The 13268-nt window shown below is 55.6% G+C and carries 15 protein-coding genes; 10 read left to right on the forward strand and 5 right to left on the reverse strand.

Annotated features, from left to right (window positions below; translation table 11 throughout):
- Positions 1–10: 10 nt before the first annotated feature.
- Positions 11–490 carry a DoxX family protein gene (locus tag MIH19_RS17790; RefSeq protein WP_249009048.1) on the reverse strand — a complete coding sequence of 160 codons (480 nt, stop codon included), beginning with the start codon at positions 488–490 and terminating at the stop codon, positions 11–13.
- A gap of 163 nt (positions 491–653) precedes the next feature.
- Between MIH19_RS17790 and MIH19_RS17795 the strand changes: the two genes are divergently transcribed.
- From MIH19_RS17795 to MIH19_RS17830, 8 genes are all read left to right on the forward strand, one after another.
- Complete coding sequence (locus MIH19_RS17795) at positions 654–1553, forward strand: LysR family transcriptional regulator (RefSeq protein WP_249006125.1); 900 nt, start codon at positions 654–656, stop codon at positions 1551–1553.
- 199 nt (positions 1554–1752) lie between these two features.
- Positions 1753–2400: a cation transporter gene (locus MIH19_RS17800; protein ID WP_249006126.1), complete on the forward strand. Its 648-nt coding sequence runs from the start codon at positions 1753–1755 to the stop codon at positions 2398–2400.
- Positions 2401–2570: 170 nt separating this feature from the next.
- Positions 2571–3020, forward strand: a complete 450-nt coding sequence (locus tag MIH19_RS17805; RefSeq protein WP_249006127.1) for a cytochrome c — start codon at positions 2571–2573, stop codon at positions 3018–3020.
- A 9-nt stretch (positions 3021–3029) separates the two neighbouring features.
- Positions 3030–4445, forward strand: coding sequence for a cbb3-type cytochrome c oxidase subunit I (locus MIH19_RS17810; protein ID WP_249006128.1), 1416 nt, complete (start codon positions 3030–3032; stop codon positions 4443–4445).
- A 78-nt stretch (positions 4446–4523) separates the two neighbouring features.
- Positions 4524–5489: a 4Fe-4S binding protein gene (locus tag MIH19_RS17815; protein WP_249006129.1), complete on the forward strand. Its 966-nt coding sequence runs from the start codon at positions 4524–4526 to the stop codon at positions 5487–5489.
- A 12-nt stretch (positions 5490–5501) separates the two neighbouring features.
- Complete coding sequence (locus tag MIH19_RS17820; RefSeq protein WP_249006130.1) at positions 5502–7325, forward strand: VWA domain-containing protein; 1824 nt, start codon at positions 5502–5504, stop codon at positions 7323–7325.
- 1 nt (position 7326) lies between these two features.
- Positions 7327–7911 carry a cytochrome c oxidase subunit 3 gene (locus tag MIH19_RS17825; RefSeq protein ID WP_249006131.1) on the forward strand — a complete coding sequence of 195 codons (585 nt, stop codon included), beginning with the start codon at positions 7327–7329 and terminating at the stop codon, positions 7909–7911.
- A 12-nt stretch (positions 7912–7923) separates the two neighbouring features.
- Positions 7924–8163: a cytochrome C oxidase subunit IV family protein gene (locus MIH19_RS17830; RefSeq protein ID WP_249006132.1), complete on the forward strand. Its 240-nt coding sequence runs from the start codon at positions 7924–7926 to the stop codon at positions 8161–8163.
- Between the two features lie 68 nt (positions 8164–8231).
- Here MIH19_RS17830 and MIH19_RS17835 read toward each other — a convergent pair whose 3' ends face one another.
- Positions 8232–8606, reverse strand: a complete 375-nt coding sequence (locus tag MIH19_RS17835; RefSeq protein ID WP_249006133.1) for a hypothetical protein — start codon at positions 8604–8606, stop codon at positions 8232–8234.
- Positions 8572–9360, reverse strand: a complete 789-nt coding sequence (locus MIH19_RS17840) for a CbbQ/NirQ/NorQ/GpvN family protein (RefSeq protein ID WP_007349495.1) — start codon at positions 9358–9360, stop codon at positions 8572–8574. The genes MIH19_RS17835 and MIH19_RS17840 overlap by 35 nt, the downstream gene beginning before the upstream one ends.
- A gap of 207 nt (positions 9361–9567) precedes the next feature.
- Here MIH19_RS17840 and MIH19_RS17845 point away from each other — a divergent pair, with 207 nt between their 5' ends.
- Together MIH19_RS17845 and MIH19_RS17850 are read left to right on the forward strand one after the other, a co-directional pair.
- Complete coding sequence (locus MIH19_RS17845; RefSeq protein WP_249006134.1) at positions 9568–10422, forward strand: cytochrome c oxidase assembly protein; 855 nt, start codon at positions 9568–9570, stop codon at positions 10420–10422.
- Positions 10423–10450: 28 nt separating this feature from the next.
- Positions 10451–11068, forward strand: coding sequence for an SCO family protein (locus tag MIH19_RS17850; protein ID WP_249006135.1), 618 nt, complete (start codon positions 10451–10453; stop codon positions 11066–11068).
- 45 nt (positions 11069–11113) lie between these two features.
- On the opposite strand, the gene MIH19_RS17855 is transcribed toward MIH19_RS17850, so the two are convergent.
- Both MIH19_RS17855 and MIH19_RS17860 read right to left on the reverse strand, forming a co-directional pair.
- A complete protein-coding gene (locus tag MIH19_RS17855; protein WP_249006136.1) occupies positions 11114–11605 on the reverse strand; it encodes a universal stress protein in 492 nt (163 codons plus the stop codon).
- On the reverse strand, positions 11595–13196 hold the full coding sequence (locus MIH19_RS17860; RefSeq protein ID WP_249006137.1) for a BCCT family transporter: 1602 nt from the start codon (positions 13194–13196) through the stop codon (positions 11595–11597). Before MIH19_RS17860 ends, MIH19_RS17855 begins: the two co-directional genes overlap by 11 nt.
- Between the last annotated feature and the right edge of the window lie 72 nt (positions 13197–13268).

The raw sequence follows: 13268 nt of genomic DNA on the forward strand, positions 1-13268 counted from the left end.
ACCAGATCTTTTATATGTGTTGTTTCGTCGGGGTAGCGATTTCGCCGGCCAGGCGCCCCATCAGCACACCGTCCAGAGCAAACCGGCCGGCGCCCTGAATTGCCAGCGCAAGCGTAACGGCGAACAAAGTCAGGGCGTACTCGTAGCCGTTGTTGGACATGAACAGACCATTACCGATATGCACGGCGAAAATGGCGACCAGCATGGCAAAGGCCGTAACCAGAGCAGCCGGACGGGTCAGCAGGCCCAGCACCAGCGCCAGACCACCGAAGAACTCGGCACCGCCGGCCAGCAAAGCCATCAGGTAGCCCGGCTCCAAGCCGATGCTGGCCAACCACTGCCCGGTCCCTTCCAGACCATAGCCACCGAACCATCCGAAGAGTTTCTGAGCGCCGTGAGCCGCCAGGACCAGCCCCACCGGTACCCGCAGGACCAAAGCGGCATAACCGCCGTTGGAGTTGAATAACGTCTGTGCAAATTTGGAGCTCATCATAGTTACCTTGAATTTTGATCTGTTTATTTGTCCTGAAGACGCGCTCCGGATGTTGAACACACCTTACTGTCACCGGGTCAAAAGACTAAGATGGCGATCGATGCTTTATTATCAATAAAATGTTGATAATGGCCGAAAGTCACAGAGTCAGGAGAAACCAATGGACCGTATCGATGCCATGCGCGCCTTCGTCACAGTGGTGAACGCAGGCACTTTCACCCGCGCCGCCGACCGTCTGGAAATGTCCCCGCAGCTGGTCAGCAAGTACGTGTCCCAGTTGGAGCAACACTTGGGCGTACGCCTGCTCAACCGCACCACCCGCAAGATCCACCTGACCGAGGCCGGAACGAGCTATCACCAGCAGGCTCAACAGGTACTGAACGACATCGATGACATGGAGAGCCAAATCGGAGACCTGCAAACCCAGGCCCAGGGTCTGCTCCGTATCAGTGCACCTGTGTCCTTCGCTATCCGCCACATGACGCCGTTCCTGAATGAATTCCAGAAAGCGCATCCGGGCGTAGGCATCGATCTGCAACTGAACGACCGCAAGGTCGACGTCGTCGAGGAGGGGTTTGATGTAGTGCTGCGAATCGGCCACCTGAAAAGCTCCTCACTGATCGCCAAACGGATCGCACCGGTACGGCTGTTGTTGTGCGCCTCACCGGCCTACCTGAAACAACACGGCACTCCCCAGCACCCTGAAGACCTCAGGGGCCACCGTCACCTGCGCTATAGCTACATGGAGCTGGATACCAGCCAGCCCGTGTACCGCTGGCTGCAAAGCAATCGTCAAGACGGCATCAGCCACATGATAAGCAACAATGGAGATGTGCTGATCGAAGCCGCCATCGCTGGCGCGGGCATTGCCTTGCAACCTACCTTTATTTCAGGCTCGGCAATCAAGGAAGGAAAGCTACAGGTCGTCCTGCCGGAGTATGAACCCGAGCCTATGGGGCTCTACGCGGTGTATGCGCACCGGCAGCTGCTGGCGAGCAAGGTTCGAAGTTTCGTTGACTTTATTGACGGTTATTTTGGCGACCCCCCATACTGGGATTGAATTCGCCGGCATTTCCCCTAAGGGACTGAGTAGCGCTTTGAACATTGTCCGGGATGAGTTGACCACTACAGATTGACGACACCCTGTGGGTTACTACTTACATCCTGTGTAATTACCTTCTGAAAAGACATGGTTGGTGTTGACCCTGTAGTAACTACAGGGCTTTCAATATAAAGCCAGCTTATTATAGGAGGTGTTTATGGCATGCAGTTGCTCTGGACCAGAACTGAAATCCCCTGCCCCAGGTTTTCGGCGTGCACTGTGGATTGCCCTTTGGGTTAATCTGGCCATGTTTTTTGTGGAAGGTGCTGCCAGTTTGCAATCTGGCTCCGTTTCGCTGATGGCGGACGCCATCGACTTCTTTGGCGATAGCGCCAACTACATTCTGTCACTTTCGGTTATGTCTCTCGGCATGCTCTGGCGCGGCCGCGCGGCCATGGTGAAAGGCATTACCATGGTGGTGTTCGGCATAATGGTGTTGGCCCGTGCACTTTGGGTGATGGAACAGGGTGTTACCCCCGAACCCTTTACCATGGGCATGATTGGCCTGCTGGCTCTGGTTGCCAACGTGGGCGTTGCCTTGGTGCTTTTCCGGTTTCGGGATGGCGACTCTGATATGCGCTCGGTCTGGCTATGCAGCCGGAATGACGCCATCAGCAACCTGGCCGTGATGGCAGCCGCTCTGGGCGTGTTCGGAACCGGAAGCGCCTGGCCGGATCTGAGTGTGGCCGCCATTATGAGCGCCCTGGCCATATCGGCCGGTATCAGCGTTGTGCGCCATGCCCGAATAGATATTGCAGGGGCTCAACGCCCTGCTGACAGCGAGGTAAAGGCGGTTCCCCGCTAACCGGGGAACCTCAAAACCTTACCCCGACCTACCTCTACCTCTTCAGAGGTAACCCCCCTGCCTGCTGGCATGAAACGTCGTGACGACCGATAATATTCATTACTGATACATCTTATTGACTCGTTAGTGAGTTCGTCAGGTAGTTCAAATCAACCAAGGGGGGCAGTCCAATGGCCGAACGCTTTACCAAAAGCATGGCCAGAAACATCTATTTGGGAGGAAGCACGTTCTTCATCCTGCTGTTTCTGATTCTGACTTTTGACACTCAATCGCGGGCGATGCCCGAGCGAGATAACCGGGACCAGCTCACCGAGCAGGTTGTTAATGGCAAACACGTCTGGGAAAACAACAACTGCGTTGGCTGTCATTCTCTTATGGGTGAAGGCGCTTACTTTGCACCGGAATTGGCCAACGTATTCGACCGCCGTGGCGCTGGCAACAGCGACGTGTTCAAGGCGTACATGAACGCCTGGATGAACGCTATGCCCACCAACGCACCCGGCCGCCGGCAAATGCCGCAATTCAACCTGACAGACCAGGAAATCGAAGATCTGGCATCGTTCCTCGAATGGACGTCCAAGATTGACGATAACGGCTGGCCACCCAACATCGAAGGTTAAGGAAAAAATATGAAATACGAGTCTCAACGGGTCGCCATGCCCTACTTCATCTTTGCCTTAATTCTGTTTGCCGGCCAGATCGTTTTCGGTCTGATTCTGGGCCTGCAATACGTGGTGGGTGACTTTCTGTTCCCGGAAATCCCTTTCAACGTTGCACGCATGGTTCATACCAATCTGCTGATCGTCTGGCTGTTGTTCGGCTTTATGGGCGCAACCTATTATCTGGTACCGGAAGAAGCGCAAACCGAGCTATACAGCCCGCTGCTTGCGTGGATTCTGTTCTGGGTATTTGCCGTTGCCGGCACGCTGACCATTCTGGGTTACCTGTTTGTGGATTACGCCACTCTGGCGGACATCACCATGAACAAACTGTGGCCCACCATGGGCCGGGAATTTCTGGAACAACCGACTATTACCAAAATGGGCTTGGCCCTGGTGTTCATCGGGTTTTTGTTCAATATCCTGATGACTGCCCTCAAAGGCCGCAAAACCGTGGTCAATATTATACTGATCACTGGGCTGATCGGCCTGACCGTGCTGTGGATGTTCTCCTTCTACAACCCCGAAAACCTGACCACCGACAAGTACTACTGGTGGTTCGTAATACACCTGTGGGTTGAAGGCGTGTGGGAACTGATCATGGGCGCCATCCTGGCCTTTGTGCTGATCAAAATCACCGGCGTAGATCGGGAAGTCATCGAGAAGTGGCTGTACGTCATCATTGCCATGGCGTTGATTACCGGCATCATCGGCACCGGTCACCACTTCTTCTGGATCGGGCCATCCGAATACTGGCTGTGGCTGGGCTCGGTGTTCGGCGCACTGGAACCGATTCCGTTCTTCATGATGGTGCTGTTTGCCTTCACTATGATCAACCGGCGCAAACGTAATCACCCCAATAAGGCCGCGACTCTGTGGGCTATGGGCACTGCTGTGATGGCTTTTCTGGGAGCAGGCGTGTGGGGCTTTCTGCATACGCTGGCACCGATAAACTACTACACCCACGGCAGTCAGATCACTGCGGCCCATGGCCATATGGCGTTCTACGGCGCCTATGTGATGATCGTGCTCACCATCATTTCCTACGCCATGCCGATCATGCGGGGCCGGCCTTACGGCAACAGCAACGAGGCCCAGGTGGTGGAAATGTGGGGGTTCTGGTTGATGACCATCTCCATGGTGTTCATCACCCTGTTCCTGACGGGTGCAGGCATCCTGCAAATCTGGCTGCAACGTATGCCAGAAAGCGGTGAAGCACTGTCGTTTATGGTCACTCAGGACAAGATCGCAGTGTTTTACTGGGCGCGCCTGATCGCTGGCTGCTTCTTTTCCGGCGGGTTGGTCGTGTACTTCTGCAGCTTCTTCATTAAGGGACAAGCGTCTTTTGACGACGAAGTTCGTGGCCCCGCACTTCAGGACGCGTAAGCCCGCCATCCTGAAACCCATAGGGTAAATCCATAGGGCCGGAACACGTTTCCGGCCCTGCTTATCCGGAACGCAATTGTGACCGTGCAGCAAGCGAATCCCAAAGACACACTCCAGGACAAGCGGCTGATCACCCGTGCTGCTTTCTTCGGGTTGTTCCTGCTGGCACCGGTGCTGAATATCTTTCGCTATGACCTGACGGAGACCCGGTTTGTATTACTTGGTTTTCCGCTCTCGTTCAATCTGAATCTCGACTGGGTGGCGCAAAGTTCTCCAGTGGACGTCGCCAGCCAAATACTGCTGTGGTTCATTCTTCCCATTCTAGTGCTGGTTCCCCTTGTACTCTGGGTTGCCTGGAAGTGGGGACGAATATACTGCGGCTGGCTGTGCCCGCATTTCTCTGTAGTGGAAACCATCAACCAACTGATGACACGTATTACCGGCCGCCCGACGCTCTGGGAAGCCCTTAAAAAAGGCCGCCGCGGCAAGGTCATACACTGGGCGGGCTTGTCACTAGTTTGCGGTCTGATTGGTTTTTCTTGGGCCCTCGCTCTGCTTTCTTACCTATTGCCACCCATTCCGTTATATGCGGACTTGATCACTGGCAACCTGGCGTTTTACCCGAGTATTTTTCTGGCCGCAGCAACCACGGCCTTCACGCTGGATTTTCTGTTTGCCCGCCATCTTTTTTGCAAATACGGTTGCGTGTTCGGCGTCGTACAGAGTATTGCCTGGATGGCCCATGGCCGCGGGCAGCTAGTGACCTTTGACACCAGCCGCGCCGCGGCCTGCCGCGACTGCACAAAGGCCTGCGACGAGGCTTGCCCTATGCGCCTGCCTACTCGCAGCCATAAACGCGCAAAGTTTTCCTGCACCCAGTGCCTGCAATGCGTGAGTGCCTGCCGTGAGGTGCAAAAAAACAACCCGGAAGGCAGCCTACTGCACTGGCAACCGGGCGAGCCCAGCCGGCAGACTGTTCTGATTCCCAGCCACCAGCTTGACAGCAAACCCGCCAGACCGCGGGCTGAACAGCGTCTGAGATGAGAGAAACTTAAGATGGAAGAGTGGGTCGGCTACAAGTGGCACGAATACATTACCCGCCAGGCTCTGGGGGAATTCCCCGAGCACGCCGTGTATCTAAAAGACGAAGCTCGCAGCCTGGGCATTGTTTTCCGCGCCTTCGGCGGCGATCCGGCGCTCAGTCTGGTGACGGCAGAACCCAGGCACTTTCGCCTGCGCCGACGATTTTTGCACAAAATCGCCGGAACACACCGCAAATTTGAACTGGCCTGGCGGGATGAGCAAAATCTGCGCCTGCCGGAAAGAGTGGCTAAATTCCCTTCCAAACGCCTGAACCGGGAACTCTATATATGGCTGGCCGCGCTCGCGGCTAACCCGGCTCCGGCTGATCATGACTGGTTTACCGGCAATCAGGCGCTGGTTCAGGATGTGATCGCGCGTTGGCCGGGGCTGGAAGGTGTTTATCAACGCCTGGTAAAACAGGTTTTGCGCGGGCGCCCCGAACCAGAAAGCCTTTCAGCCGGGGAAGCCATCCGTGAACAGGCAATCCGCCAGGCGCTTATCCATCCGGGCAGTGTTTTTGCTCTGCCCACGGCGGGAACCGATCCCTGGCCGGTCATCCTTTGGTTATACCCGGCTCTGGAACAGGGGAAAGCCAACGGACCGGTCACCGGCGATGAAGATACTCAATCCAGCCCCGGGGGGCGGACCAAAAAGAACAAGCGCCGCCAGGCAGAACGAGTGGACGCTTTTGATCGCGATCAGGGGCTGATGATTTTTCGTCTGGAAAGTCTGTTTTCCTGGACCGACTTCATTCCGGTTGACCGAGCCGGCGACGACACCAAGGAAGAAGATGCCGAGGCCGTTGCAGACGATATGGACATGATCTCTGTGTCCAATGACCGCAAGGAGACGTCGTCGTCTATCAAGTTTGACCTGGATCTGCCCTCGGAAGAACACGACGACCTGCGCCTTGGCCCGGGTATTCATTTGCCGGAGTGGGACTGGCGCAGCCAGAGCTACCGGGAAGCATTCTGCTGCGTGCAACCGATGCTGGCAAAAGATGCCGCGCCTGCGGAGCTTCCGGAAGCACTGCGCCGACCCGCCAAACGTCTGCAGCGCCAGTTCAGCGCGCTAAAACCCCTCAAGCAATGGCACAAACGTCAGCTGGACGGCGACGAGCTGGACCTGGATGCCTGCCTGGAATGGGAGGTTCAAAACCGGCGCGGCCAGGGCGCGATTGACCAAAAGCTGTTTCGCCGCTGCCAACAAAACCAGCGCGACCTTGCCTGCTTGGTGCTGGCGGATGTGTCGCTCTCAACCGAGACCTATATAAACAATCATCAACGGGTCATCGACATTGCCCGGGATGGCCTACAATTGCTCAGCGAAGCCCTACAGGCCAGCCGCGACCCCTTCGCCCTGTTTGCATTTTCATCACGACGGCGTGACCACGTGCGTTTCCATCACCTGAAGGGTTTTGATGAAGCCTATACCAGCACCATTCGGGGCCGAATTCAGGCGTTGGAACCGGGCTTTTACACCCGCATGGGCGCAGCCATTCGTCAGGCCACCAAACTGCTGGAGGCGCGCCGTGAACAACAAAAAATCCTGCTGCTGCTGACCGATGGCAAACCGAATGATCTGGATGTCTATGAGGGCCGCTACGGCGTGGAAGACACCCGTATGGCGGTACAGGAAGCCATCAAAGCTGGCCTGACGCCATTTTGCGTCACCATTGATGACGAGGCTAGCGAGTACTTACCTTACGTTTTCGGTAGCAATAATTACGTGGTGATTCGCGACCCGGCACAGCTGCCGTTGCAGCTCCCCAAACTCTACCTGAAACTGACACAGTGATATGACAGACCTGACTCTTGAGCCTACGCCCGGTCCACACCAGCTTCCCGGCGATATCGCCGTATGGATGTTCATTTTCGCCGAGCTGGCCGTTTTCGGAATCATGCTCATCGGTTTTGCCGTGGCCCGCAGCCTCGACCCAGCTACCTTCCACGCCGGCCGCGAGCTTTTGCACCCCTGGATCGGGCTACTGAATACCGTCGCACTGATCAGCTCCAGCTATCTGGTCGCGACTGCGGTTCACCAATTTCGTGACAAGCTCTCCGGCGTGCAGTGGCGCCTGTGGCTGGCGGTTGCGGTCTCCTGCATTTACACCGTTGGCAAACTTTATGAATACGTGGATTTGTACAGCCAGGGCTATAACCTCGGCACAGATACCTTCTTCATGTTTTATTTCTTCCTGACCTTCTTCCACTTTATGCACGTGATACTAGGGCAGATTGTTTTGATGGTGCTTGCCGTTAAAGTAGGCAACGGAGACTACGATGGCTCCGACATGAACGGTATAGAATCTGGCGCCTCCTATTGGCACATGGTGGATCTGGTATGGCTGGCACTGTTCCCGATGCTTTACGTACTGGCTTAGAGAGGGCTAATAATGCTGGCGGTTTATTTTGCATTGATGATTTGCACGGCCTTGCCAGTCATTGCGCTTAAGGCAGGTATAAGCCCTGAATTTCTGGCCTGGCTGGTTTTCGGAATGGTGATCGTGAAATCCTTGCTGCTGGTGGACCACTTCATGGGGATGAAAAAGGCACCACGCGGGTGGCGGGTGGCGGCCCAACTATGGGCGCCGGTAGTGATTGTTGCGGTTGCGGGATTTCATGCGATTACGTGAGGGTATGGTTTTCCGGTCACACTAAAATTATGCGCTTGGCGTCAGGGAAGGTGTCTTCAACTCCTGATTTAGAGCCACTTCGCGGGAAATAAAGGCCTTTTATCAGACATGGCTTGCGCCAATGAAATCATTCCCCAAAGCACAAAACCCGTATGCAACGCGATGGCCCACACCAGGGCAAAGGTTCCGAAATGCCCTACATCGGTGAAGAAAATCCAGCCGAGAGCAACGCCCGAACTGATCAAAGTGAAGCCAATTAACGACATATAAAGAGCAGCTCGCGTGTGAGCACGGCGCAGTTCGTTAACCCCGGAACTTCCGACATACATCCAGAGCAAGATCACAAAACCAATCACTGGCATTGCCAATAAATTCAGCAAGTACCAGATAACCGGTACAACCGCTCCGCTAGCGGGTTTCGTCTGGGCGCCCGAATACTGCATATACCACCTCCATTAAAGAACTGACTGTTGCTTCGTCGTCTGAAAGCGGCTCAATCATGCCCGCGCGACAGGCGACCGCTGTTGGCAAACCGGCCCGTATCAGCAGAGCTGTGTGAATCAGCAACCGCGTGGATGCGGCTTCTTCCAGATCGTGGTCTTTTAGGTTACGCAGCGCTGTTGCCAGGCTAACCAGTTGCTTTGCCAGGTCGCGGTCGCAACCGGATTCTTCCATCACGATGGCTTGTTCTATCTCCGCCGAAGGATAATCAAACCGCAGCGATACAAATCGTTGGCGGGTGCTTGGTTTCATGCCTTTTAACAGACTTTGATAACCCGGGTTATAGGACACAACCAGCATAAAACCCGGTGCTGCAGTCAGCAGCTCACCGGTGCGCTCAATCGGCAGTTCGCGGCGGTCGTCCGCCAGCGGGTGCAGCACAACCGTGGTGTCTTTGCGCGCTTCTACCACTTCATCCAAATAACAAATGCCGCCTTCACGAACCGCACGGGTCAGCGGGCCGTCCTGCCAGTAGGTGCCTTGCGGGCCGATAAGATGCCGCCCCACCAAGTCAGCTGCCGTCAGATCATCGTGGCAGGCGACGGTATAAATCGGTCGGTTCAGTTGTTCGGCCATATAACGAACAAAACGGGTTTTGCCGCAGCCTGTCGGGCCTTTGATCAGAACCGGCAGGCCGTTGTTCGCAGCGGCGTGGAAGAGTTCAATTTCGTTACCTACAGGGTGGTAAAACGTCATCTGCAGAAATCCTTAGTGACTGGCGTAATCTATAAAATTCATATTTAATACTGGTTTAAAAGCCCGCTCTTCACAACCTATTTTTGGTGATACCTCAGATTAGGTAGGCTGTCTACTTGAATTAAAAACAACGGCGATCGACAATCTACCAAGAAAAACAATGAACCCGCGCCAGCGCTTGCAACAGAGCCATTTCGAGTAGCATCTATGAACGGCATTAATGCCCTGCTGCCTTACGATTTTTCACCCCTGACCATCGCCAGTTATGCGCTCGTGTTGGCGCTTTATGGCGTGGCGCTTCTACGCATGCCCGATAGCGAACGTCCCGGCCCCGGGCGCATTGTCACCTTCGTGGTTGGCGTGATGCTGTGTTACGCGGTGATGCAGACCGCTTTCGATTACTATTCCCAATACATGTTTTTTGTACATCGGGGCCAGCATCTGGTTCTACACCACCTGGGCCCGTTTCTGATCGCCCTGTCTAACCCGTTACCGGTAATGCGTTTCTGGGGCCGAAAAATCCCTCGCAGCGCGCTGCCGTGGCTAGCGCCCGTGCGGCTGAGCTACCGCGTTTTACAACATCCGGTCGTAGCGCCAGTGTTGTTCGTGGGCCTGGTTTATTTCTGGCTGTCGCCCAGCATCCACTTCGACGCCATGCTAAGCCGCCAGCTGTACTGGGTCATGAACTGGAGCATGCTGTTAGATGGCCTGCTGTTCTGGTGGCTGATACTCGATCCCCGTTCCCCTTACATATCCAACGCTCTGGGCTACGGCAAACGAATGCTGCTGCTGGCGTTGGTGGCGGTTCCGCAAATGCTGCTAGGCGCCTGGATCGTGTTTTCACGGGGCATGGTGTACAACGTTTACGAGGTGTGCGGCCGCGCTTGGCCGCTGGCGCCAGAGACCGACCAGCTACTTGGCGGCTTGCTGACCTGGATTCCGCCGGCGATGATGAGCGTGCTGGGTATTTTGATTATTTTACGCCGGGCCATGTACGAAGATGGCCGTTACCCAAAACAGGCCGCAGAGCTGGCCCAACCATCCGGGCACATGAACACCTGAGAGAAACACTTGAGAGGAACACACCGTTATGCCGACTTCTATTTCAGGCACAAGAATCGCCGCTCTGACCGCGCTATTGCTCGCTGCCTTTGCGCTGGTGGGTTGTGACCAGAGCGACCGTGAATGGCACGGCAAAGACATCAGCGGGTTAATGCCGCCTTTGGAATTCGAGCTTATAGACACCCAAGGCGAAGCAGTAAACGCCAGCGACTCTGAGGGCCAGGTGCGATTGGTGTTTTTTGGTTTCACCCATTGCCCGGACATTTGCCCTACCACGCTGGCACGGCTATCCCAAGCCGTAGGCAAGCTACCGGAAAACGAGCGTGAACGGGTAACCATTATGTTTGTCAGCGTAGACCCGAACCGCGACACACCCGAACAGATTGCCGCCTACACCCGTTTCTACGGTGACCGGATTGCCGGCGTGACCGGCAGCGAGCCCCAGCTACGGCAGCTGGTAAAACGCTATCGCACCACCTTCGGTTACGACGAGCCGGATGAGAACAACAACTACAATGTGTCTCACAGCGCCGGTGTGTATGTGTTCGATACTCGTGGCAAGGCGCGGCTGTTGCTAAGGCCCGACCTGACCGTGGCGCAAATTCGTGATGACATTAGCGCGCTGGCCCAAGAGAGCCGCTCCTGAAGCGGCTCTTAAAACTAACCCTGAAACCGGGCCTGAAACAGATGCTCAGCGGTTTTCTTCAGCCTCTTCATTGCCTGAGGGATTACTGCTGGCCTCGACGCTTTGGGCCACAGCTACAAACGGCATGACCAATACTGCGCAGGGCGCATTCACGGTAACGTATTCCACCGTCGCCCGGCGCAACGGCCAGAGTCCTCCCGGGCCGCGAGACACCAATAGCAACAAATCGACCTCAGCCTGTGCCGCCAGCGCCACCAGCTTTTCCGAGGGTGTGCCGCACATCACGTGTAAATGCGCAGCCTGGTTCATCGGCAGGTATTTGCGCGCCAGCAGGTTCAGTTTGTCCCGCACCACCTTCTCGCGGTCTTCCGGAGTGTCGTCACTCACGTGAGGAAAAAATCCTGCCCCGCCCGAGCTGAACACGCTGGCCAGGTGCAGCTCGCCGCCCTCAGCCAGCAAGCGAACGCCTTCAGCCAACGTGCGTTTGGCTTCGTCGTCGTCTTCGGTGTCAATCGCCAACAATATTTTATGAAACATCGTGATGCTCCTGTTTAACGTCTTTGTTAGATGACACAGGCGCATAGGCACGGCCTTGCACCAGTTCATCAACCGAATAACCGCGGCTGTCTGCGCGCAACGCTCTGAACAGCGACACCGCCATAAAAATCAGCAAAATGCAGAACGGCAATCCCAGTGCCGTAATCACATTCTGCAACGCATCTAACCCCCCGGCCAGCAGTAGGCTTGCCGCCACCACGCCTTGGGCTGCAGCCCAAAATATGCGCTGGCGCACCAGCGATGGCTGATCGTCACGGCGGGTCAGCATGTCAATCACCAGCGACGCGGAATCTGACGAGGTGGTGAAAAAAATCACGATAATGATGATGCTCAGCGATGATGAAAACTGCGCAAAGGGCAAAGCTTGCAAAAAAGCAAAAATGGCGACGGCCGGGTTTTGCTCAACCTGCGCAGCCAACGCGACCTGGCCGTTCATCTCTACGTGGATGGCCGACAAACCAAACACTCCAAACCACACCAGGGTGAACACCGTGGGCGCAAACAACACGCCCGCAATAAATTCGCGGATGGTGCGGCCGCGGGAAATTCGTGCAATAAAGATGCCCACATAAGGCGCCCAGGAAATGGTCCAGGCCCAGTAAAATAGCGTCCAGTTGCGTTGCCAATCGGTTTCACTGAAGGTTTGGGTCCAGAACGCCAGCCATGGCAAAGCGTCTAAATAGTCACCTACGCTTTGCACCATGCCTTCGGCGATAAACACCGTTGGGCCGACCAACACCACAAACGCAACCAGAACCCCCGCCAGTATGATGTTCAGCTGCGACAGACGACGTACGCCCTTATCCAGCCCCAAGGCCACCGACACCGCGGCAATACTGGCAATAACCGCAATTAACATCACCTGCACAGAACCGGATACCGGCACGCCCAGCAAATAATTCAAACCGCTGTTTAACTGCAACGTGCCCAGGCCTAGCGACGTCGCTACCCCGAACAAAGTGCCCAGCACCGCAATGACATCCACCGCCCAGCCCAAAGGCCCGTTTATTCGGTCACCTAAAATCGGATAGAACAGACTGCTGATGCGCATGGGTAAATGATGGCGATAAGCAAAATAGGCGATGGCGAGGCCGGGCATGGCGAAAATCGTCCAGGTGTGAAGCCCGAAGTGGTAAAGGGATATGGTCATCGCATCGCGGGCGGCACGGTCACTGCCGGGGAGGACATCCGAAAATGGTGGGTTGGCAAAATGCGACACCGGCTCGGCCACGCCCCAGAACATCAAAATGGTGCCAATACCGGCGGCAAACAGCATGGTGAACCAGGTCAGATTGGAGTAATCCGGCCGCGAGTCGTCTGCACCCAGGCGAATCGAGCCGAAGCGGCTAAACGCAAGACCCAGCAGAAACACCAGCAAAAAACTGACGGTGGCGATGTAAAACCAACCCAGATTGCGCGCAACCCAGGCCGTCAGGCCGCCAAAAAAACCGGCTACCGCTTCATCAAAAGGAATAGCCAAAGCCACAAACAACACAGCAATACCTGCCGAGGTAAAGAACACCCCCGGAATGGTCTGCAATCCCAGCAGGCGCTGCAGCCGGTTTAGCACGATGTTTCTCCTTATGGCGTGTGCAAAGCTTTGCTAGCTACCCTACCATAGACTAGTAGGTGAAAAGCTCCA

The organism is Marinobacter sp. M1C (assembly GCF_023314135.1).
GTDB lineage: Bacteria > Pseudomonadota > Gammaproteobacteria > Pseudomonadales > Oleiphilaceae > Marinobacter.

Coding starts and splice junctions, on each gene's coding strand:
- MIH19_RS17805 (WP_249006127.1), top strand. CDS start 2,571: ATGGCCGAACGCTTTACCAAAAGCATGGCCAGAAACATCTATTTGGGA.
- MIH19_RS17790 (WP_249009048.1), bottom strand. CDS start 490: ATGAGCTCCAAATTTGCACAGACGTTATTCAACTCCAACGGCGGTTAT.
- MIH19_RS17850 (WP_249006135.1), top strand. CDS start 10,451: ATGCCGACTTCTATTTCAGGCACAAGAATCGCCGCTCTGACCGCGCTA.
- MIH19_RS17800 (WP_249006126.1), top strand. CDS start 1,753: ATGGCATGCAGTTGCTCTGGACCAGAACTGAAATCCCCTGCCCCAGGT.
- MIH19_RS17825 (WP_249006131.1), top strand. CDS start 7,327: ATGACAGACCTGACTCTTGAGCCTACGCCCGGTCCACACCAGCTTCCC.
- MIH19_RS17855 (WP_249006136.1), bottom strand. CDS start 11,605: ATGTTTCATAAAATATTGTTGGCGATTGACACCGAAGACGACGACGAA.
- MIH19_RS17845 (WP_249006134.1), top strand. CDS start 9,568: ATGAACGGCATTAATGCCCTGCTGCCTTACGATTTTTCACCCCTGACC.
- MIH19_RS17795 (WP_249006125.1), top strand. CDS start 654: ATGGACCGTATCGATGCCATGCGCGCCTTCGTCACAGTGGTGAACGCA.
- MIH19_RS17840 (WP_007349495.1), bottom strand. CDS start 9,360: ATGACGTTTTACCACCCTGTAGGTAACGAAATTGAACTCTTCCACGCC.
- MIH19_RS17810 (WP_249006128.1), top strand. CDS start 3,030: ATGAAATACGAGTCTCAACGGGTCGCCATGCCCTACTTCATCTTTGCC.
- MIH19_RS17820 (WP_249006130.1), top strand. CDS start 5,502: ATGGAAGAGTGGGTCGGCTACAAGTGGCACGAATACATTACCCGCCAG.
- MIH19_RS17835 (WP_249006133.1), bottom strand. CDS start 8,606: ATGCAGTATTCGGGCGCCCAGACGAAACCCGCTAGCGGAGCGGTTGTA.
- MIH19_RS17830 (WP_249006132.1), top strand. CDS start 7,924: ATGCTGGCGGTTTATTTTGCATTGATGATTTGCACGGCCTTGCCAGTC.